The sequence below is a fragment of the Achromobacter sp. 1012554356 genome, from assembly GCF_059760815.1.
On sequence record NZ_JCBANC010000086.1, the window covers coordinates 1 to 18,748 of the forward strand.

The following is an 18,748-nucleotide window of genomic DNA, read 5'->3' on the forward strand; positions in this document are numbered from 1 at the left end:
GCCGCAACGGTGTCTGACACCCTGGGGAGATGGTCGCCGGTTTGTGGCGGTGTCTCAGCGGGTGTCAGACACCTGATCGTGCGAGCGTAGGCAAGTGCGGCAACGGTGTCTGACACCCTGGGGAGATGGTCGCCGGTTTGCGGCGGTGTCTCAGCGGGTGTCAGACACCTGATCGTGCGAGCGTAGGCAAGTGCGGCAACGGTGTCTGACACCCTGGGGAGATGGTCGCCGGCTTGTGGCGGTGTCTCAGCGGGTGTCAGACACCTGATCGTGCGAGCGTAGGCAAGTGCGGCAAAGGTGTCTGACACCCTGGGGAGATGGTCGTCGGTTTGTGGCGATGTCTCAGCGGGTGTCAGACACCTGATCGTGCGGGCCTAGGCAGACACCGTCTCCACGTTCGTCGCTGCAGCGAACGGCTACCGCGGTGGCCGCGCCTTCAAATCCCCCATCTCTTCCTGCATCAGCTGGTGCGCATAGCGCGAGAACACCGTGACCAGGCGCGTGCGCGTGTGATACGGGGGATACAGCAGCGCCACCGTGACCGGGACCGCCGGGCTGAACGGCCGGACCTCGACGCCGTTCGCTTCGTATTCCTCGCGCGCCGCCAGCGGGTTGATCAGCGCCACGCCCAGCCCCGCGCCCACCAGCGCGCACACCGACGAGCCCAGTCCGGCTTCGGCCACTGTATGGCGCTCGACCTTGGCGGACTTGAAGACGGCGTCGATTTTTTCGCGCAGCGGGGTGCCGCTGGGAAACGCGACGAAGGGCTCTCCCGCGAAATCGGCGGGCTTGAGCTTTTTCAGTTTGGTCAGGCGGTGTCCGCGCGGCAGCACCGCCACGCAGCTCATCGTGAGCACCGGCTCGACCTGGATGCCGGGCGCCTCGCCGGACAGCATCGCCAGCCCCGTGTCGCAGAACCCCGAGCTGATCCAGTTGTGAACCGCGCTGGCGTTGCCCGAGTGGATGGACACCATGACGTCCGGGTACTCGGTCTTGAAGGCGGCCACGATGCGCGCCAGGAGCCCGCCCGCCAGGCGTGGCATGGCCGCCACACTCAGGCGGCTGGCGCTGAACGAGCGGATGCTGGCCGCCGCCGACTCGAGGCCGGCGAGGCCGATGAAGGTCTTTTCGACCTCCTGAAAGAAGCGCGACCCGTCCTGAGTCGGGCTCAGCCGGCTGCCATTGCGGTCAAACAATGGAAACTGGGTGATGGCTTCCAATTGCGCGATTAAGCGGCTAACGTGCGGCTGCGAGGTATGCACTCGGCGGGCCGCAGCGGTCATGGATCCGGTCATCATGACGGCGCGGAACGCCTCAATGTGTCGCAAGCCCATGCGAGTAATGGCCATGTCAAATCCGTATAGAGGAATACCTGATTGGAACTGGATAAAACCATACTGCTAGTTGATACTTTTTGCCAGCCGCGGGGCTCATCGCGGGACGCGGCGGTCGCCAGCCAGACTGGATCCGCCGATCGTGTACATAAACACGCGCCGCACGTACGGCGCCAAGGGAATCAGATGAAAGCACTTGCCGCGATCTCCGTCGCCGCCGCCCTGCTGGGCACCACCGCGACGGCCCATGCCGAAGGTCCCAGCCGCCTGGACAAGATCCGGGAAACCGGCGTCCTCACGATCGGCCACCCCGAGACCTCGGTGCCGTTTGCCTATCTGGACGGCAACCAGAAGCCGATCGGCTATACGGTCGAGATCTGCCAGGAAGTCGCCAAGTACGTGCAGGAAGCGCTGAAGCTGCCCAAGCTGGAAGTCCGCTACAACCCGACGACGTCGGCCACGCGCATTCCGCTGCTGGCCAACGGCACGATCGACCTGGAGTGCGGCAACACCACCAACAACGAAGCCCGCCACAAGCTGGTGTCCTTCGCGCCCACGACCTTCGTGGCGCAGGTGGTGCTGGTGGCGCGCAAGGACGGCGGCGTGGACCCCAATGACCTGTCCTCGTTCCGCGGCAAGACCATCGCGGCGCAGGCCGGCGGCCAGACGTTCAAGCTGATCTCGCAACTGAATGCGCAGGGCAACCTGGGCATTTCCATGGCGCCCACCAAGGACACCGCCGAGACCATCCTGATGGTGGAATCGGGCCGCGCCGCGGGTTCGGCCAATGACGACGGCATCGCCTATGGCGCCGTGGCTTCGTCCAAGAACCCGGACGCCTTCGTGATCGGCAAGAAGGGTCTGGAACTGGCGCCCTACGGCATCATGCAGCCCAAGGACGATCCCAAGTTCAAGAAGGTGGTCGACGATGCGGTGCTGGACCTGATGAAGACCGGCAAGGTTGCCGCGCTGTACGACAAGTACTTCAACGCGCCGATCCCGCCCAAGCAGATCAACCTGAAGTATCCGATGAGCGACGCGCTGAAGCGCGCCCTCGCCAAGCCCACCGACTCGGGTGATCCCAAGGCTTACGAGTAAGCCGCATGCCGCGGGGCGCAGCGCGTTCCCGCGGCGCATGAAGCAAGGACGCCGGCCATGACCGGCGTTGCAATCAAGGGCGAGGGCATGAATTACAACTGGAATTGGAGCGTCTTCCTGGAGATGTCGCCGGACGGCGTGCATACCTTCCTGGAAACGATCCTGATCGGCGTGGGCTGGACGCTCGCGCTGGCACTGACGGCGTGGGTGTTCTCGCTGTTGCTGGGGTCCTGGCTGGGCGTGATGCGCACGGCGCAGTCCCGTCTGATGAACGCCATCGGCGCGACCTATGTGGAGCTCTTTCGCAATGTGCCGCTGCTGGTGCAGATGTTCCTGTGGTACTTCGTGCTGCCCGAACTGCTGCCGCATGCCTGGGGCCTGGCGATGAAGCAGATGCCGCAGCCGTGGGGGCAGTTCGTGCCTGCGGTGCTGTGCCTGGGCTTTTACGGATCGGCGCGCGTGGCCGAGCAGTTGCGCGCGGGCATCCAGTCGCTGCCGCGCGGCCAGTTTCAGGCGGGGACCGCGCTGGGCCTGACCGAGGCGCAGGTCTACCGCTACATCATCCTGCCCGAGGCCTATCGCATCGTGCTGCCGCCGCTGACCTCGGAGTTCATGGGCACGATCAAGTATTCGTCGGTGGCGCTGACCATCGGCCTGTTGGAATTGACGGGCCAGGCGCGCTCCATGGCGGAGTTCAGCTTTCACATTTTCGAGGCGTTCTCGGCCGCGACGGTGATCTACCTGATTTTGAACGGCATCGTCGTGCTGGGGATGCGCACGCTCGAGCGCCGTGTCGCGGTGCCTGGCCTGATCGGCGCGGCCGCGAAGTCGCCTGCGGGATTGGGGCGCTGAGATGGGCAAATTCGATTTCGATGTGATCTGGGGCTCGCTGCCGTACCTGTTCCAGACCGGCATGACCTTCACGCTGACGCTGACGGTGCTGGCGGCGGTGATGGGGCTGGCGCTGGGCACGATCCTGGCGATGATGCGCCTGTCGCGCTACAAGATCCTGTCGGTGCCGGCGGGCATCTACGTGAACGTGATGCGCTCGATCCCGCTCCTGCTGGTGATCTTCTGGTTCTACTTCTTGATGCCGTACATCGCCGCGTGGGTGGTGGGCTCGCCCACGCCGCTGCGCGTGGGGGCGTTCAACTCGGCGGTAATCACGTTCACGCTGTTCGAGGCCGCGTACTTCTGCGAAATCATGCGCGCCGGCATCCAGTCCATCGCGCGCGGCCAGGTGTCGGCCAGCATGGCGCTGGGCCTGAACCATTGGCAGGGCATGCGCTACGTCGTGCTGCCGCAGGCGCTGCGCAACATGGTGCCGGCGCTGCTGACGCGCGTCATCATCCTGTTCCAGGACACGTCGCTGGTGTATGTGCTGTCGCTCACCGACTTCCTGGGCGCCGCGTCCAAGATCGGCCAGCGCGACGGCCGGCTGGTCGAACTCTATCTCTTCGTGGCGGTGGTGTATTTCGTGATTTGCTTCACGGCATCGCGTCTGGTCAAGCAGCTTGAAAAGCGCACGCGGGTGCTGCGCTGAGCCGCTTGCCGCGGCGCCCACGTTATCCACAGGTTCAACGATGCAATCCTCTTCCAATCCCCCGATGATCGAGATCCGGCAGGTCAGCAAATGGTACGGCGACTTTCAGGTGCTGGACGACTGCTCCACCACCGTGCGCCGCGGTGAAGTCGTGGTGGTGTGCGGCCCGTCGGGGTCGGGAAAGTCCACGCTGATCAAGACGGTCAACGCGCTCGAGCCCTTTCAGAAGGGCGAGATCGTGGTCAACGGCGTGTCGGTGGGCGATCCGCGCACCAACCTGCCCAAGCTGCGCGCGGTGGCGGGCATGGTGTTCCAGCACTTCGAGCTGTTCCCGCACCTGTCGGTGACCGAGAACCTGTGCCTGGGGCAGATCAAGGTGCTGAAACGCGGCAAGGACGAAGCGCGTCAGCGCGCGCTTGCCCTGCTCGAACGCGTGGGCCTGTCGGCGCACAAGGACAAGCATCCCGGCGAACTGTCGGGCGGCCAGCAGCAGCGCGTGGCGATCGCCCGGGCGCTGTCGATGGACCCGGTCGTGATGCTGTTCGATGAGCCCACGTCGGCGCTGGACCCGGAGATGGTCAACGAGGTGCTGGACGTGATGACCGACCTCGCGGGCGAAGGCATGACCATGATGGTGGTGACCCACGAGATGGGATTCGCGCGCCGCGTCGCCGACCGTGTGATCTTCATGGACGGCGGCAAGATTGTCGAGGACTGCCAGAAGGAGCAGTTCTTCGGCAATGTCGAGGAGCGTGCCCCGCGCACGCGCCAATTTCTTTCCAAAATTTTGCAGCATTGAACGCCATGACCCAGCGGACCCCCGCCGAACCTCCCCAACTCCGCGTCGACCTGCGCAGCGATACGGTCACGCACCCGACCGCCGCCATGTACGAGCGCATGCGCACCGCGCCGATCGGCGATGACGGCCTGGACGGCGATCCCACCGTGCGCGAGCTGGAGGCCTACGTGGCGGCCAGCCTGGGCAAGGAGGCGGGTCTGTTCGTGCCGAGCTGCACGATGGCCAACCTGCTGGCCGTGCTGGCGCAAACGCAACGCAGCGAGCAGGTGGCGCTGGAAGCGACTGCCCACATGTACACGTCCGAACGGGGCGCGGCCACGTTCACGGGCCTGTTCTACCAAGGCTTGCCCGGCGCCGAAGGCGCGATGGACCTGAACCGGCTCGAAGACGCGCTGATGACCGGCGGCCACCGCCTCAAGACCGCGTTGGTGGCGATGGAGACGTCGCACAACAACGCGGGCGGCGCGGTGCTGCCGCTGGACCACATGCAGGCCGTGCATGGCATGGCCCGCGCCGCTGGCGTGCCGGTGCACCTGGATGGTGCGCGGCTGTTCAACGCGGCGGTGGCGCTGGGCGTGCCGGCCGCGGACATCACGCGTCATACGGACACGGTGTCGCTGTGCCTGTCCAAGGGCCTGAGCGCGCCGGTGGGTGCGGTGCTGGCGGGCAGCCAGGACGTGATCGCCAAGTCGCGCTCGCTGCGCCGCATGCTGGGCGGCACGCAGCGCCAATCCGGCATCATGGCCGCAGCCGGCCTGGAAGGCGTGCAGCACATGAGCGCGCGTCTGGCCGAAGACCACGTGCGCGCGCGCCGGCTGAGCGACGGCATCAACACGCTGGCGCCCGCGCTGACCGCGACCGTGCCGCAAACCAACATCGTGCAGGTCGAGACCGCCGACACCGGCATGACCAATGCCGAATGGGTCGCTGCCCTGCAGGCGCAAGGCGTGCTGACGCGTCCCTGGGGCCGCACGCGGCTGCGTTGCGTCACGCACCGGCACATCGGCGATGACGATATCGATGTGGCCGTCAAGGCGTTTTCCGCGGTGCTGAACGCGCGCTGATTCAGCCTTTTTTGGGGTGGGCGATGCGATAATGCCCGCCATGTCCACCCCCACTCATCTTTCCCGGAAAGACTATTTCTGCGCTCTCGCGGTGGTGGTCATCTGGGGCCTGAATTTCGTTGTCATGAAGGTCGGCATGCGGGGCTTGTCTCCCATGATGCTGGGCGCGTTGCGATTCGCGCTGGCGGCCTTCCCGCTCATTCTCTTCGTGCGCATGCCGCGTCTGCCGTGGCATTGGGTCGCGGCCTACGGGCTGGTCCAGGGGCTGGGCCAGTTCGGCCTGCTCTTTACCGCGCTCAAGTTCGGCATGCCGGCCGGCATGGCGTCGCTTGTCATCCAGACCCAGGCTTTCTTCACGTTGCTGCTGGCCGCGCCGGTGCTGCATGAGCGCGCCCGGCGGCATCACTGGATCGGCCTGGGCGTGGCCGCAATGGGCCTCGCGGTCATTGCCGGGGCGCGCGGCGACGGGCCGGGGCAGATGACGATGCTGGGTTTTGTCCTGACGCTGGGGGGCGCGTTTATGTGGGCGGTGTCCAACATGATCGTGCGGCTGGCCAGCCGCAAGGCGCCCGGCTACGACCCCTTCGCCTTCATTGCCTGGAGCAGTGCCGCGCCGGTGCTGCCCTTCCTGGCGCTGGCCGTGCTGATCGACGGCTGGGAACCGGTGGTGGGCATGGTCGCCGGCATGGGCTGGGGCGAAGCGCTGTCGGTGCTGTATCTGGCGGTGCTGGCCACCCTGGTCGCCTACACGCTGTGGACGCAGTTGCTGTCGCGCCACCCCGCGGCCAAGGTCGCGCCGTTCTCGCTGCTGGTGCCGGTGGTGGGGCTGTGGGCGGCGTCCATGGCGTTCGGCGAGCGGCTGCAGCCGCTGCAATGGGCGGGCGCCGGATGCGTGCTGGCCGGGCTGGTCATCAACCAGGTTGGCGCGCGCTGGTTGCGCACGCGCTAACGCCAGTCAGCCTTTACGGTACCGGGGCCTCGTCCGCCCGGCCTACAGCGTGCCGGCGAGGGCCCGCGGCCCTCAAAGTTGCTCGAAGCGGATGTAACGCTTATCGGTGTACTCCCGGCGCGTGATGATTTCCTGCACCGTTGCGCCCGGCGGTCCGCGGCGCAGCCATTCCAGCATGTGATCGACCTGGTCGGGCGTGCCCTGCACCAGCGCCTCGACCGTGCCGTCCAGCATGTTCTGCACCCAGCCCTTCGCGCCAAGCATGTGAGCGCGCCGCACCGTGGCGTGCCGGTATCCCACGCCTTGCACCGTGCCGCTGACGGTGACGTGGACGGTTTCGATCTGGGTATCGGCCTTAGGGTCTTGCATGGGTTTTTCCTTCGGATGATGCGCCGCCACGCACGACTGGCGTAGGCGGAACCGGCTACAGCGGATGGTCTATAGGCCCGGCGGGCTTCGAAGCGATACGTTAGAGCCCATGTCAAAACGTGCCAGCTTAGAAATACCCATTACCAGAGCTTGGAGAAGCCATTATGGAAGAGACCAGTTTGTTGTCGGATGCCGAGACAGCGCGCTACAGGGATCAGGGGTACCTGGCCTTGAAGGACATGTGCCCTCAGGACGAGGTCGGCTACATCCGCAGGACGCTGCTGGACTTGTTCTCGAACAAGACGGGTTACAACGAGGGCGCGCAGTATGACTTTGTGAGCCGTGACGATCCGACCAAGCCCGCCAAGTTTCCAAGTCTGCACGATCCGCGACATTATGCCCCGGGCCTGCTGAAGACGGTTTACCACGAACGCACGCTGGAACTGGCGCGGCAGCTGCTGGGCCCGCAGGCGGCGCTGTATGGTGAGCACGCGTTGCTCAAGCCCGGCCCGCACGGACCGGAAACGCCGTGGCACCAGGACGAAGCGTTCCGGTCGCCGGACTTTGTCTACAACGAACTGAGCATCTGGCTGGCGCTACAGCCGGCCACCGTCGAGAACGGCTGCATGCAGTTCCTGCCGGGATCGAACAAGTGGGACGTGCTGGAGCATCGTTCCCCGGGCGGTGACAAGACGCTGCATCCGCTGGAATGCTGCGGCGATTTCCCGCGCGATCAGGCGGTGGCCGAGCCGCTCGATCCGGGTGGCATCACCGTGCACGATGCGCGCACGCTGCACTTCACCGGACCGAATACGTCGCAGACGCCGCGGCTGGCGTACATCCTGATCTACAACACGCCGCCTGTGTACAAGCCGGGACGCCGGGAATTCCCGTGGCTGGAAGGCCGCTGGACCGACAGCCAGACCCGCAAGAAGCAATGGCACAAGCGCGGCGGGCTGGCGGTGGACGTGATGCGCCGGTTGCCGGGCGCGCGGCTGACCAGCCCGCGCTGGGTGGCGTGGGCGACGATCCGCGCGGTCAGCAAGGTGTGGCCGCGCTAGGGCTGGGCGTGCAGGGGCCATAGAGCCTTTGCGCAGGGGGGCGAACGGGGCCGGCAAGCGACGCTTGCCGGCCTCGGCGCGTATACTGGGCGGCGCTGGCGCCCCCCCCTATCACTCCACAGACACCATGACCGCTAACCTTTCTACGATCACCTGCATCGAAGATTTGCGCGTTGTCGCGCAGAAGCGCGTGCCGCGCATGTTCTACGACTACGCCGATTCCGGCGCCTGGACCGAAGGCACCTATCGCGCGAACGAAAGCGACTTTCATCGGATCAAGCTGCGCCAGCGCGTGGCGGTCAACATGGAAGGCCGGTCGCTGCGCACCACCATGGTGGGTCAGGACGTCGTCATGCCGCTGGCGATTTCGCCCACGGGCCTGACCGGCATGCAGCATGCCGACGGTGAGATCCTGGCCGCCAAGGCCGCCGCCGATTTCGGCGTGCCGTTCACGCTGTCCACGATGAGCATCTGCTCGCTGGAAGACGTGGCGCAGGCCACCGGCAAGCCCTTCTGGTTCCAGCTCTACGTGATGCGCGACCGCGAGTTCGTGGGCAACCTGATCGACCGCGCCAAGGCCGCCGGCTGCTCGGCGCTGGTGCTGACGCTGGACCTGCAGATCCTGGGCCAGCGCCACAAGGACATCAAGAACGGCCTGTCGACGCCGCCCAAGCCCACGCTGCGCAACCTCATCAACCTGGCGACCAAGCCGCGCTGGTGCATGGGCATGCTGGGCACCAAGCGCCGCACCTTCGGCAACATCGTCGGCCACGCCAAGGGCGTGAGCGACCTGTCGTCGCTGTCGTCGTGGACGGCCGAGCAGTTCGATCCCCGCCTTAGCTGGGACGACGTGGAATGGATCAAGCAGCGCTGGGGCGGCAAGCTCATCATCAAGGGCATTCTTGATGTCGAAGACGCGCAGCTCGCCGCCAACAGCGGCGCCGACGCGCTCATCGTCAGCAACCACGGCGGGCGCCAGCTCGACGGCGCAATGTCGTCCATCGCGGCCCTGCCCGGAATCGCCGACGCCGTGGGTTCGAAAATCGAGGTGTGGATGGACGGCGGCATCCGCTCCGGCCAGGACATCCTGAAGGCCGTGGCGCTGGGCGCGCGCGGCACGATGATCGGCCGCGCCTTCCTGTACGGGCTGGGCGCGTATGGCCAGGCCGGCGTCACCCGCGTGCTGGAGATCCTGTACAAGGAAATGGACACGACGATGGCGCTGTGCGGCCGCCGCACGATCGAGCCGGGCGACCGCAGCATCCTGCTGCCGGGCACGTATCCGACCTGATCGCCGACGCTTGTCGAGAAAACCCGGACCTTCACGTGTCCGGGTTTTTTTATGCGCGGACGCCGCGCACCGGCGCCTCGCTTACGCCCCGTTGCCCGTGCCCAGAAACTGGCTGGGGCGGCGCAGCGCCGGATCGAAGGGGTTGATCTGCGCGCCCACCGCGTCGGCCTCGCGGCGCAGCATTTCCACGATCAGCGGCAGGCGTTCGTCGCTGATGCGTTCGATGGGCGCCGCCACACTCAGCGCCGCGACCGTGACGCCGTTGGGATCGTAGACCGGCACTGCCAGCCCCGCGATGTTGGGAAACACGCCCTGCCCCTGGCTGCGCGCGTAACGCAGTTCCAGGCATTCCTTGATGCGCACGCGCATCGAGATCTCGTCCACGAAGCCCAAATGATGCAGGCGCGGAATGTTGAATCGCATGACCTCTTCGCGCTCGGCTTCGGGCAGGCTGGCCAGCAGCACCAGGCCGCCTTGTCCCATGCCGAGCGGCACGCGGCCGCCGATGTCGCCGGTGTGCGAACGCACCGGAAAGGCGCCGTCCACGCGGTCGACACAGACTGCGTCAAAACCGCTGCGCACCAGCAAAAAAATGGTGTCGTTGAGCATGCCCGACAGGCGCAGCATGGCGGGCCGGTAGAGGGTGCGCAGGCTGGACTGATGGTTGCCCGCGGCGGCCGCCAGCGAAAAGAAGGCGACGCTGAGCTGATACCCCTTGCTTTGGGCCGGCTGCTCCACCACACCCTCCTGCATCAGCCCCTGCAGCACCCGGTGCACCGTGGCCTGCGCCTGACCCGTGCGGGCGGCGATATCGGTCAGCCGCAGCTTGTCTCCCTTGGCGTCGGCCAGCACGCGCAACACGGCAAACGCCCGCTGCAACACGCCCTGGCCCGCGGAATCCTCCGGCGTTTCTGATTTCTTCATTCTCGGGTTCCGATAATCAAAATAGTCTGACGTATTTTTATCAAGAAATTCAGTCCAACGGAAATAACAAATAAAAAATTCGATTCTTCGGAAAACCCTAATTGACCCTCTGTTTTGGCGGCTCCTAGACTGCGCCATCACTTAGGCAGCCTGGGCGGCACTTTTTCCACCCGGCGGTGCAGGGCCCGGACGGGCCACGGGGTTTGGAACATGGCATTTCTGCGGCTGGACAACGTCTCCAAGAACTACGGCGATCTGCGTGTCGTCTCGGACTTCTGCCTGTCGGTCGACAAGGGCGAGTTCGTCTCGCTGCTCGGCCCCTCCGGCTGCGGCAAGACCACTACGCTGCAGATGATTGCCGGCTTTGCCGACGTGACCTGCGGCACCATCACGCTGGACGGCCGCGACATCACGCACGCCAAGCCCAACACGCGCGGTCTGGGCATCGTGTTCCAGAGCTACGCGTTGTTTCCGCACCTGACCGTGGCGGACAACGTGGCCTTTGGCCTGAAGATGCGCAAGGTCGAACGCGCCGAGCGCCAGGACCGCGTGCGCGAGGCGTTGGCCCTGGTCAAACTGGACAAGCACGCCGACCGTTTCCCGCGCGAACTGTCGGGCGGCCAGCGGCAACGCGTGGCGCTGGCCCGCGCGCTGGTGATCCGTCCGCCGGTGCTGCTCTTGGACGAGCCCCTGTCCAACCTGGACGCCAAGCTGCGCGAAGACATGCAGTTCGAGCTGCGCAGCATCCAGCGCAAGATCGGCACCACCACCGTCATGGTCACGCACGACCAGGCCGAGGCCCTGTCCATCAGCGATCGCGTCGTGGTCATGCAGGACGGCCGCGCGACGCAAGTGGACGCGCCTTACCGCATGTACGAACACCCGCAAAGCGAGTTCATCTCGCGCTTTGTCGGCAAGACCAATCTGCTGCCCGGCCGCGTGACGCGTTGCGGCGCGCAGGCCGAAGTGCAGACCGGCGCGTTGAGCCTTGTCGTCGATGGCGAAGGCCTGCGCCACGGCGACAGCGTGCAGCTATCGCTGCGGCCGGAGAAGCTGGTGCCCGTGCCGTCCGGCCAGGGCAAGCTTGCCTGTGTCGTCAACACGCGCTATTTCCTGGGCAGCCAGTGGATGTATGACCTGGATTCGCCCGTGGGCGCGTTGACCATCCTGACCCCCAACGACGGCCGCCGCCCGCATGACGACGGCGAACAGATCGGGCTGGACTGGGCGGACGGCGTGCTGCGCGTGCTGCGCGCACCTGCTGCCGCGGCGGCGGACTGACATGGCGACGCTTACGCAACGCGGCGCCGCCGCCAACCAGCCCAAGCCGCGCAACGACGGGATGCTGGCCATCCTGGGGTCCATCCCGCTGGCGCTCGTGTTTCTCACGCTGGTGCTCACGCCGCTGGCATTGACCTTTGCCCTGTCGTTCCGGCCGTTCGACTACGCCACCGGCATCCAGCCCGGCCACACGTTCGAACACTACCTGGCCGTGGTGACGGACGGCTATTTCATCGAGATCTTCTGGCGCACGTTCTGGATCGCCGGCGTCACCACGCTGATCTGCGTGCTGATCGGCGCGCCCGAGGCCTACATCCTGTCGCGCATGCGCAAGCCCTGGCGCTCGATCTTCCTCTTGGTGGTGCTGTCGCCGCTGCTGATCTCGCTGGTGGTGCGCGCGTTCGGCTGGAGCATGCTGCTGGGGCCGGGCGGGCCGCTGGGCAAGGCGGCCGCCGCACTGGGGCTGGGAACGCTGCTGTACACGCCCACCGCGGTCATCATCGGACTCGTGCACGTCATGCTGCCCTTCATGGTGATTCCGGTCTGGACGTCGCTGCAGAAGCTGGACCCCACGGTCGAGCACGCCGCGCTGTCGCTCAACGCCTCGCGCTTTCAGACGCTGACGCGCATCGTCCTGCCGCAGGCCATGCCGGGCATTCTGTCCGGCAGCCTCATCGTGTTTGGCCTGTCGGCCAGCTCATTTGCCATCCCCGCGCTGTTGGGCGGACGGCGGCTGAAGATGGTGGCCACCGTCGTGTACGACGAGTTCCTGACCGAGCTGAACTGGCCGCTGGGCGCGGCGATCGCGATCGTGCTGCTGATCGTGAACGTGATCGTCATGATGGCGTACAACCGCGTCGTCGAACGCTCTTACCGCCGCAGCCTGGGCTGACCCGCGCAAGGAATCGAACATGCAGAAGAACGGTCCTTTCGCGCTGGCGTTCAACTTTCTGGTGGTGGCCTTCGTGCTGGCGCCGCTGGTCATCGTGTGCCTGGTGGCGTTCACGCCGGACTCGACGCTGACCGTGCCCACCACAAGCTTCTCGCTGCGGTGGTTCCACGCGGTCTTCGACCACCCCAACTTCATGCAGGCGTTCAAGAACAGCCTGTGGCTGGCGTTCCTGTCGGCCAGCATCGCCGTGTGCCTGGCGGTGCCCGCCGCCATCGCCATCACGCGCTACCGCTTTCCAGGGCGCGACGTGCTCAACGGCCTGTTCCTGTCGCCGCTGATGATTCCCCACCTGGTGCTGGGCGTGGCGCTGCTTCGCTTCTTTGCGCTGATGGGCATGGCCGGCAGTTTTCCGTGGCTGGTGGCCAGCCACGTCGTCGTCATCACGCCGTACGTGATGCGCCTGGTGATCGGCGCGCTGGTGGGCTTTGACCGCTCCATCGAGCACGCGGCGCTGTCGCTCGGCGCCAGCCGCGCCACGGTGTTCTTTACGGTCACCTTGCCGCTCATCATTCCCGGCGTGTCGGGCGGCTGGCTGCTGGCGTTCATCAACAGCTTCGACGAACTGACGATGTCGGTGTTCATCACCGCGCCGTCGACCATCACGCTGCCGGTGCGCATGTACATGTACGCCACCGAATCCATCGACCCCATGATGGCGGCCGTGTCCGCGCTGGTGATCGCGCTGACGGCCGTGACGATGCTGCTGCTGGACCGCGTGTATGGCCTGGACCGCGTCCTGGTGGGCCAGAAATGAATTCACTGCCGACAGCCGCAAAGGAGCCGCGCGCGCCATGGCAATCCTGAAACGCCTGGCCGAAACCGGCCGGCCCGCATTGACCTTTACGTTCGACGGCCAACCCTGCACGGCGCTGGCCGGCGACACGGTCCTGACCGCCGTGCTGACGCAGGCCGAGCGCCTGCGCACCTCGGAATTCGGCGGCGGTCCGCGCGCCGGCTTCTGCATGATGGGCGCCTGCCAGGACTGCTGGGTGCAGCTTGAAAACGGCGACCGCGTGCGCGCCTGTTCCACGTACATCGAGCCCGGCATGCGGCTGCAGAGCGCCGCGCTGGCGCCCGCATCCGCGCCCGGTACGCTGGCGGCCGCCGCCTGGCCCGAGGACGTTGCGTCATGAGCATCGTCATGCCTGTGATCGTCGGCGCCGGTCCGGCCGGCATTCGCGCGGCGCAGACGCTGGCCGCGCAGGGTTTGCGGCCCGTTATCCTGGACGAAGGGCTGCGGCCCGGCGGTCAGATCTACCGCCAGCCGCCACCCGGTTTCTCGCGTCCAAAATCCGCCTTGTACGGGTTTGAACACCGCAAGGCAGACGCCGTGCACCGCGCCATGCAGGATCTGCAGGGCAGCGTCGAATATCGGCCCGGGTGCCTGGTCTGGAACGCCGAGGGCAAGACGCTGGACGTGCTGCGCGACGGCGTCAGCACCACCCTGTCCTACACCCACCTGATCCTTGCCACCGGCGCCACCGACCGCGTGCTGCCGTTTCCCGGCTGGCTGACGCCCGGCGTCTACACGCTGGGCGGATCGCAGGTCGCGCTGAAGCACCAGGGCTGCGCCATCGGATCGCGCGTCGCGTTCCTGGGAACGGGTCCTTTGCTGTATCTGGTGGCATACCAGTATGCCAAGGCAGGCGCCCAGGTCGCCGCCGTGCTCGACACGTCGCGCTTTGCCGACCGCGTCGCGGCGCTACCCGGCATGTTGCGTGCGCCTGTGCTGCTGGCCAAAGGCCTGTATTACATGGCGTGGCTGCGCGCGCACGGCGTGCCGCTGCGCAGCGGCGTGCGCCCCGTTGCGGTGCAGGGCAAAGATCGCGTCACGGGCCTGTCGTACACCCAGAACGGACAGACACATACGCTGGACTGCGACGCTGTCGGCTTCGGCTTGTCGCTGCGATCCGAAACCCAGCTTGCCAGCATCGTCGGCTGCGACTTCGAGTTCAACGAACGCGACCGCAACTGGATCCCGCGGCGCGACGCCGCCGGTCGCAGCAGCGTGGCGGGCGTCTACGTGGCCGGCGACGGCGCGGGCATTGCCGGGGCCGATGCCGCGGAACTCGCGGGCGAACGCGCTGCGCTGGCGCTGCTTGAAGATGCCGGGCATCCGCACGACGCGCGCCGCGCGCGGATACTGGAATCGCAACTCGCGGCAAACGGCCGTGTGCGCGACGCGCTGGAACGCGCGTTTCCTTTTCCGGCGGACTGGGCCGCCGGCATCGCCGACGACACCGTCGTCTGCCGCTGCGAGGAAGTCACCGCCGGCACCATCCGCCAGGCCGTGCGCGACAACGGCGTGCAAGAGATGAATCGCCTGAAGGCGCTGACCCGCGTCGGCATGGGACGCTGCCAGGGCCGCATGTGCGGCGTGGCCGGCGCGGAAGTGCTGGCGCATGCCGTCGGTTGCACGCCGCAGGCGGTAGGGCGGCTGCGCAACCAGCCGCCGGTCAAGCCCATTCCGGTCAGCGTCGTCTGCCTGGAACGGCCCGCGAAAAAGGCCGCGTGATGGAACGCATCGACACTGAAGTTGCGATCATCGGCGGCGGCATCGTCGGCGGCAGCGCCGCGCTCTTCCTGCGCCGCCAAGGCGTGCCCGTCGTGCTGCTGGAAGCCGCGCTGTGCGGCGCCAAGGCCAGTGGCGTCAACTACGGCGGCGTGCGCCGGCAGGGACGCGGCATCGAACAGCTCCCGCTCGCGCGGCGCGCACACGAACTGTGGGGCAAGCTGCCCGAGCTGATCGGCATCGACGGCGAATACGTGCGTTCCGGCCACCTCAAACTCGCCACCTCCGACGCCGATCTGGCGCTGCTGCAAACCTATCGCGACAGCACCCGCGGCTTTGACTTGAACCTTGAAATCCTGGACCGCCGCGCGCTCGCCCAGCGCTTCGGCTGGCTGGGCGAAGGCGTGGTCGGCGGCTCCTTCTGCCCGCAGGATGGCCACGCCAACCCGCGGCTCGTGTCCCCGGCCTTCGGACGCGCCGCAGCCGCGCTGGGCGCAGACGTGCGCGAAGGCACGCGCGTCACCTCCGCCACGCACGACGGCACGCGCTTCATCGTGCGCGCCGGCGACACGCTCGAAGTGCGCGCGCGCATCCTCTTGAACTGCGCGGGCGCCTGGGCCGGCCGCATCGCCGAAGGCTTCGGCGAGCCGGTCCCCGAGACCTCCATCCACCCCTTGATGATGGTGACCGAGCCCCTGCCGCTGTTCATGAACGTCAGCCTCGGCATGCAGGGCGGCGGCATCTATGCGCGGCAAGTCGCGCGCGGCAACTGCGTCATCGGCGGCGGACGCGGCGTGTCCGCCGACCCCGACTACGCCCGCCCCGGCCGCGCCAACCTGGGCGCGCTCATGGCCAACGCCGCCCACCTGCTGCCCGTCCTGCGCGGCGCCCAGGTCATCCGTTTCTGGACCGGCGTCGAAGGCAACATGCCCGACCACAACCCTGTGCTCGGCCCCAGCGCCACCGTCCCCGGCCTCTTTCACGCCTTCGGCCTGTCCGGCGCGGGCTTCCAGATCGGCCCCGCCATCGGCGAAGTGCTGGCCGACCTGGTCGTGCACGGCCGATCCCCCATTCCTATCGATGCCTTCCGCATTGAACGGTACGCGCCCGCCGCTCACGGCGCCGCGGCCCGGCCTGATCGTCTTCGTGAGCAAACGCTGGAGTCACCATGATGCACAAGAAACACGGCGCGCAGCGCCTGACCAAGGGGAAACGGTTGCTGGGCGCGGCGATGCTGGCATTGCTGTCCGCCGGCGCCATGGCGCAGCAGAAAACGTTGTACGTCGGCATGAACGGCGGCGACATGGAACGCGCCTTTACCCAGCACGTCTTCCCCGATTTTGAAAAGGCCAACAACGTCAAGATCGTCGTCGTGCCCGGCACCTCGACCGACGTCCTCGCCAAGGCGCAAGCCTACAAAGACAAGCCCCAGATGCACGTCATGTTCCTGGACGACGGCATCATGGCCCGCGCGATTTCCATGGGCCTGTGCGAACAGCTTAACGACGACCCCGTCCTGAAAGAGCTGTATCCCACCGCCCTGATGAAAGACCGCATGGCCGCCGGCATCGACATCGGCATGACCGGCATCGGCTACAACACCCGGCTCTTCCAGAAAAACGGCTGGACCCCGCCCACCTCGTGGTTGGATTTGGCCGACCCCAAGTACAAAGGAAAGGTCGTCTTCCAGTCCGCGTCCGGCAGCACCTTCGGCCTGCACGGCTTCCTGATGTTCAACCGCATCGAAGGCGGAAACGACCAGAACTACGAGCCCGGCTTCAAGAAGTGGCCCTCCACCATCGGCCCCAACGTCCTCGAGTACATCCCCAACTCTGCCAAGCTCGCCGAGATGATCCAGTCCGACGAGGCCGCCATCTTCCCGCTCACCCCCACCGCCATCGCCCGCTTGAAGAAGCGCGACATCCCAGTGGAATACGCCCAGCCCAAGGAAGGCTCCGTCATCCTCATGGTCGGCGAATGCGTCATCGCCAAGAACAGCGAACCCGAACTCGCACAGAAGCTCGCGCTCTACCTCTTGTCCGCCAAGGCCCAGGCCAAGGCCCTGGAAATGGGCGGCCACTTCCCGTCCAACAAGAACGTCCAGGCCCCCGCCGACAACGCCGAGTCCCTCAAACGCTTCCAAGGCTACATGGCCAACGCTAAGATCCTGGACTGGGACCAGATCAACGCGGCCCGGCCCGCCTTCAACGCCCGCTGGAACCGCACGGTCGAACGTTGACGACACCGCGCGGCGCTCCTGTGGGCAACCCGCAGGCGCGCCGCGCCGGGCATTTGCCGCCGGACTATGCGCTTGAAACACGCGCCTGGCACACACGCCCGCAACACCAGCAAGGACACGCATGCGCCTCATCATCAACTCCGGCGGCCCTCAGGCGATCGACGCATGGCGCACGCAGTTCCGCACCTTCGCGCCGGACCTGGACGTCGTCGGCTGGCATGAAGACCCCGACCCCGCCACCATCGACTACGCCCTCGTCTGGGCCCCCGACGCCGGCCGCCTAGCCACCTTCCCCAACCTCAAACTCATCATCAGCGCCGGCGCCGGCGTCGACCACATCCTCGCCGACCCCGCCCTGCCGCGCCACCTGCCCATCGCCCGCATGGTCACCGCCCGCACGCAGACCGAGATGGCAGAATACGTGCTCACCAGCGCCCTGATGATCACGCGCAACGTCAAACGCATCACCGACAACCAGTCGCGGCGGCACTGGGAAATCTTTGACTCCTTACGGGTCGCCGCTGACGTACGCGTCGGCATCATGGGCCTGGGTCACCTCGGCGTCGCCGCCGCGCAACTCCTGTCCCGCGCGGGCTTCCCCGTCAGCGGCTGGTCCCGCGGGGCGACCACACTGCCCGGCCTGCCCTCCTACGCAGGGCAGGAACAGTTCACACAATTCCTGGCAAACACCGACCTCCTGGTCTGCCTGCTTCCCGCAACCGACGCCACCCGCGGCATCCTCAACCGCGACACGCTGTCGCAACTACCCAAAGGCGCCAGCCTCATCAACGCGGGGCGCGGCACTCACATGGTCACGCAGGACATCCTGGATGCGCTGAACAGCGGCCATCTGGACCAGGCGATCCTTGACGTCTTCGAACAGGAACCCCTGCCAGAAGACTCACCGCTGTGGACGCACCCAAGAATCACGATCACGCCCCACTGCGCAGCGATCCCCGACCGCAAGGAGCGGGCACGACACACCGCGCTGCTGATCGCCGCGAATGAACGCGGTGAAGCTCTGCCAAACATCTACGATCCAAAGCGCGGCTATTGATAGCGGCAAATCACACAGCGAAGCGCGCAGCGCCAAACGCGCGCCGCAAGCCACCGCGTAAGCTCCACCAGGCCGCCCGCGCGGCCGCCGTGGAGCGGGCCCCGCAAGTTCTTCTTCGCTTCACCACTGCAAACGAGAACGCCAAGCACGCGGCTCGCCCCAGCGATGTCGATACCCGAACCACCAGAGCTCGGTGTGGGGGCGGCGTTGGGGTGCGGGGCGTGTAGATGCGCCCGAGGGAATCTGAAGGGAAGGCCGAAGGCCTGGACGAAGAT

The 18,748-nt window shown here is 66.6% G+C and carries 19 protein-coding genes; 16 read left to right on the top strand and 3 right to left on the bottom strand.

What is annotated here, in order from left to right; genetic code table 11:
* Positions 1–416: 416 nt before the first annotated feature.
* Complete coding sequence (locus AC6LJW_RS27610) at positions 417–1,349, bottom strand: LysR substrate-binding domain-containing protein (RefSeq protein ID WP_082578919.1); 933 nt, start codon at positions 1,347–1,349, stop codon at positions 417–419.
* A gap of 171 nt (positions 1,350–1,520) precedes the next feature.
* Here AC6LJW_RS27610 and AC6LJW_RS27615 point away from each other — a divergent pair, with 171 nt between their 5' ends.
* The 6 genes from AC6LJW_RS27615 (at position 1,521) to AC6LJW_RS27640 (ending at position 6,787) form a co-directional block, all read left to right on the top strand.
* On the top strand, positions 1,521–2,432 hold the full coding sequence (locus AC6LJW_RS27615) for an amino acid ABC transporter substrate-binding protein (RefSeq protein ID WP_056565993.1): 912 nt from the start codon (positions 1,521–1,523) through the stop codon (positions 2,430–2,432).
* A gap of 87 nt (positions 2,433–2,519) precedes the next feature.
* Positions 2,520–3,284, top strand: a complete 765-nt coding sequence (locus tag AC6LJW_RS27620; protein ID WP_056567002.1) for an amino acid ABC transporter permease — start codon at positions 2,520–2,522, stop codon at positions 3,282–3,284.
* 1 nt (position 3,285) lies between these two features.
* Positions 3,286–3,975 (top strand): amino acid ABC transporter permease, encoded by a 690-nt coding sequence (locus AC6LJW_RS27625; RefSeq protein ID WP_056565990.1) that lies wholly within the window; start codon positions 3,286–3,288, stop codon positions 3,973–3,975.
* A 64-nt stretch (positions 3,976–4,039) separates the two neighbouring features.
* Positions 4,040–4,774, top strand: coding sequence for an amino acid ABC transporter ATP-binding protein (locus AC6LJW_RS27630; RefSeq protein WP_056565987.1), 735 nt, complete (start codon positions 4,040–4,042; stop codon positions 4,772–4,774).
* Between the two features lie 5 nt (positions 4,775–4,779).
* Positions 4,780–5,838 (top strand): threonine aldolase family protein, encoded by a 1,059-nt coding sequence (locus AC6LJW_RS27635; protein WP_498088807.1) that lies wholly within the window; start codon positions 4,780–4,782, stop codon positions 5,836–5,838.
* Positions 5,839–5,878: 40 nt separating this feature from the next.
* Positions 5,879–6,787 (top strand): EamA family transporter, encoded by a 909-nt coding sequence (locus AC6LJW_RS27640; RefSeq protein ID WP_498088808.1) that lies wholly within the window; start codon positions 5,879–5,881, stop codon positions 6,785–6,787.
* A 72-nt stretch (positions 6,788–6,859) separates the two neighbouring features.
* Here AC6LJW_RS27640 and AC6LJW_RS27645 read toward each other — a convergent pair whose 3' ends face one another.
* Entirely contained in the window at positions 6,860–7,156 is a 297-nt protein-coding gene (locus tag AC6LJW_RS27645) for an acylphosphatase (protein ID WP_498088809.1), read from the bottom strand.
* Positions 7,157–7,320: 164 nt separating this feature from the next.
* Between AC6LJW_RS27645 and AC6LJW_RS27650 the strand changes: the two genes are divergently transcribed.
* Positions 7,321–8,217: a phytanoyl-CoA dioxygenase family protein gene (locus AC6LJW_RS27650; RefSeq protein ID WP_056565979.1), complete on the top strand. Its 897-nt coding sequence runs from the start codon at positions 7,321–7,323 to the stop codon at positions 8,215–8,217.
* A gap of 127 nt (positions 8,218–8,344) precedes the next feature.
* Positions 8,345–9,508 carry an alpha-hydroxy acid oxidase gene (locus tag AC6LJW_RS27655; protein WP_056565975.1) on the top strand — a complete coding sequence of 388 codons (1,164 nt, stop codon included), beginning with the start codon at positions 8,345–8,347 and terminating at the stop codon, positions 9,506–9,508.
* 81 nt (positions 9,509–9,589) lie between these two features.
* Here the strand turns inward: AC6LJW_RS27655 and AC6LJW_RS27660 are convergent, their stop codons facing one another.
* Positions 9,590–10,432: an IclR family transcriptional regulator gene (locus AC6LJW_RS27660; RefSeq protein WP_056565972.1), complete on the bottom strand. Its 843-nt coding sequence runs from the start codon at positions 10,430–10,432 to the stop codon at positions 9,590–9,592.
* A 210-nt stretch (positions 10,433–10,642) separates the two neighbouring features.
* Here AC6LJW_RS27660 and AC6LJW_RS27665 point away from each other — a divergent pair, with 210 nt between their 5' ends.
* The 8 genes from AC6LJW_RS27665 (at position 10,643) to AC6LJW_RS27700 (ending at position 18,473) form a co-directional block, all read left to right on the top strand.
* Entirely contained in the window at positions 10,643–11,713 is a 1,071-nt protein-coding gene (locus AC6LJW_RS27665) for an ABC transporter ATP-binding protein (RefSeq protein WP_056565969.1), read from the top strand.
* Between the two features lies 1 nt (position 11,714).
* Positions 11,715–12,605 carry an ABC transporter permease gene (locus tag AC6LJW_RS27670; RefSeq protein ID WP_056565967.1) on the top strand — a complete coding sequence of 297 codons (891 nt, stop codon included), beginning with the start codon at positions 11,715–11,717 and terminating at the stop codon, positions 12,603–12,605.
* A 19-nt stretch (positions 12,606–12,624) separates the two neighbouring features.
* Entirely contained in the window at positions 12,625–13,419 is a 795-nt protein-coding gene (locus tag AC6LJW_RS27675) for an ABC transporter permease (RefSeq protein ID WP_056565965.1), read from the top strand.
* Between the two features lie 37 nt (positions 13,420–13,456).
* A complete protein-coding gene (locus AC6LJW_RS27680; RefSeq protein ID WP_056565962.1) occupies positions 13,457–13,798 on the top strand; it encodes a (2Fe-2S)-binding protein in 342 nt (113 codons plus the stop codon).
* A complete protein-coding gene (locus AC6LJW_RS27685) occupies positions 13,795–15,180 on the top strand; it encodes an FAD/NAD(P)-dependent oxidoreductase (protein ID WP_056565959.1) in 1,386 nt (461 codons plus the stop codon). The genes AC6LJW_RS27680 and AC6LJW_RS27685 overlap by 4 nt, the downstream gene beginning before the upstream one ends.
* A complete protein-coding gene (locus AC6LJW_RS27690; protein ID WP_498088810.1) occupies positions 15,177–16,349 on the top strand; it encodes an NAD(P)/FAD-dependent oxidoreductase in 1,173 nt (390 codons plus the stop codon). The genes AC6LJW_RS27685 and AC6LJW_RS27690 overlap by 4 nt, the downstream gene beginning before the upstream one ends.
* Entirely contained in the window at positions 16,346–17,416 is a 1,071-nt protein-coding gene (locus AC6LJW_RS27695; protein ID WP_498088811.1) for an ABC transporter substrate-binding protein, read from the top strand. Before AC6LJW_RS27690 ends, AC6LJW_RS27695 begins: the two co-directional genes overlap by 4 nt.
* 121 nt (positions 17,417–17,537) lie before the next feature.
* Positions 17,538–18,473, top strand: a complete 936-nt coding sequence (locus tag AC6LJW_RS27700) for a 2-hydroxyacid dehydrogenase (protein WP_498088812.1) — start codon at positions 17,538–17,540, stop codon at positions 18,471–18,473.
* The last annotated feature ends 275 nt before the right edge of the window (positions 18,474–18,748 follow it).

Bases quoted from the DNA above. Each gene is read 5' to 3' on its own strand.
- AC6LJW_RS27695 (WP_498088811.1), top strand. From the start codon at position 16,346: ATGATGCACAAGAAACACGGCGCGCAGCGCCTGACCAAGGGGAAACGG.
- AC6LJW_RS27665 (WP_056565969.1), top strand. From the start codon at position 10,643: ATGGCATTTCTGCGGCTGGACAACGTCTCCAAGAACTACGGCGATCTG.
- AC6LJW_RS27635 (WP_498088807.1), top strand. From the start codon at position 4,780: ATGACCCAGCGGACCCCCGCCGAACCTCCCCAACTCCGCGTCGACCTG.
- AC6LJW_RS27670 (WP_056565967.1), top strand. From the start codon at position 11,715: ATGGCGACGCTTACGCAACGCGGCGCCGCCGCCAACCAGCCCAAGCCG.
- AC6LJW_RS27660 (WP_056565972.1), bottom strand. From the start codon at position 10,432: ATGAAGAAATCAGAAACGCCGGAGGATTCCGCGGGCCAGGGCGTGTTG.
- AC6LJW_RS27625 (WP_056565990.1), top strand. From the start codon at position 3,286: ATGGGCAAATTCGATTTCGATGTGATCTGGGGCTCGCTGCCGTACCTG.
- AC6LJW_RS27620 (WP_056567002.1), top strand. From the start codon at position 2,520: ATGAATTACAACTGGAATTGGAGCGTCTTCCTGGAGATGTCGCCGGAC.
- AC6LJW_RS27650 (WP_056565979.1), top strand. From the start codon at position 7,321: ATGGAAGAGACCAGTTTGTTGTCGGATGCCGAGACAGCGCGCTACAGG.
- AC6LJW_RS27615 (WP_056565993.1), top strand. From the start codon at position 1,521: ATGAAAGCACTTGCCGCGATCTCCGTCGCCGCCGCCCTGCTGGGCACC.
- AC6LJW_RS27700 (WP_498088812.1), top strand. From the start codon at position 17,538: ATGCGCCTCATCATCAACTCCGGCGGCCCTCAGGCGATCGACGCATGG.
- AC6LJW_RS27685 (WP_056565959.1), top strand. From the start codon at position 13,795: ATGAGCATCGTCATGCCTGTGATCGTCGGCGCCGGTCCGGCCGGCATT.
- AC6LJW_RS27675 (WP_056565965.1), top strand. From the start codon at position 12,625: ATGCAGAAGAACGGTCCTTTCGCGCTGGCGTTCAACTTTCTGGTGGTG.
- AC6LJW_RS27655 (WP_056565975.1), top strand. From the start codon at position 8,345: ATGACCGCTAACCTTTCTACGATCACCTGCATCGAAGATTTGCGCGTT.
- AC6LJW_RS27610 (WP_082578919.1), bottom strand. From the start codon at position 1,349: ATGGCCATTACTCGCATGGGCTTGCGACACATTGAGGCGTTCCGCGCC.
- AC6LJW_RS27680 (WP_056565962.1), top strand. From the start codon at position 13,457: ATGGCAATCCTGAAACGCCTGGCCGAAACCGGCCGGCCCGCATTGACC.
- AC6LJW_RS27645 (WP_498088809.1), bottom strand. From the start codon at position 7,156: ATGCAAGACCCTAAGGCCGATACCCAGATCGAAACCGTCCACGTCACC.
- AC6LJW_RS27640 (WP_498088808.1), top strand. From the start codon at position 5,879: ATGTCCACCCCCACTCATCTTTCCCGGAAAGACTATTTCTGCGCTCTC.
- AC6LJW_RS27630 (WP_056565987.1), top strand. From the start codon at position 4,040: ATGATCGAGATCCGGCAGGTCAGCAAATGGTACGGCGACTTTCAGGTG.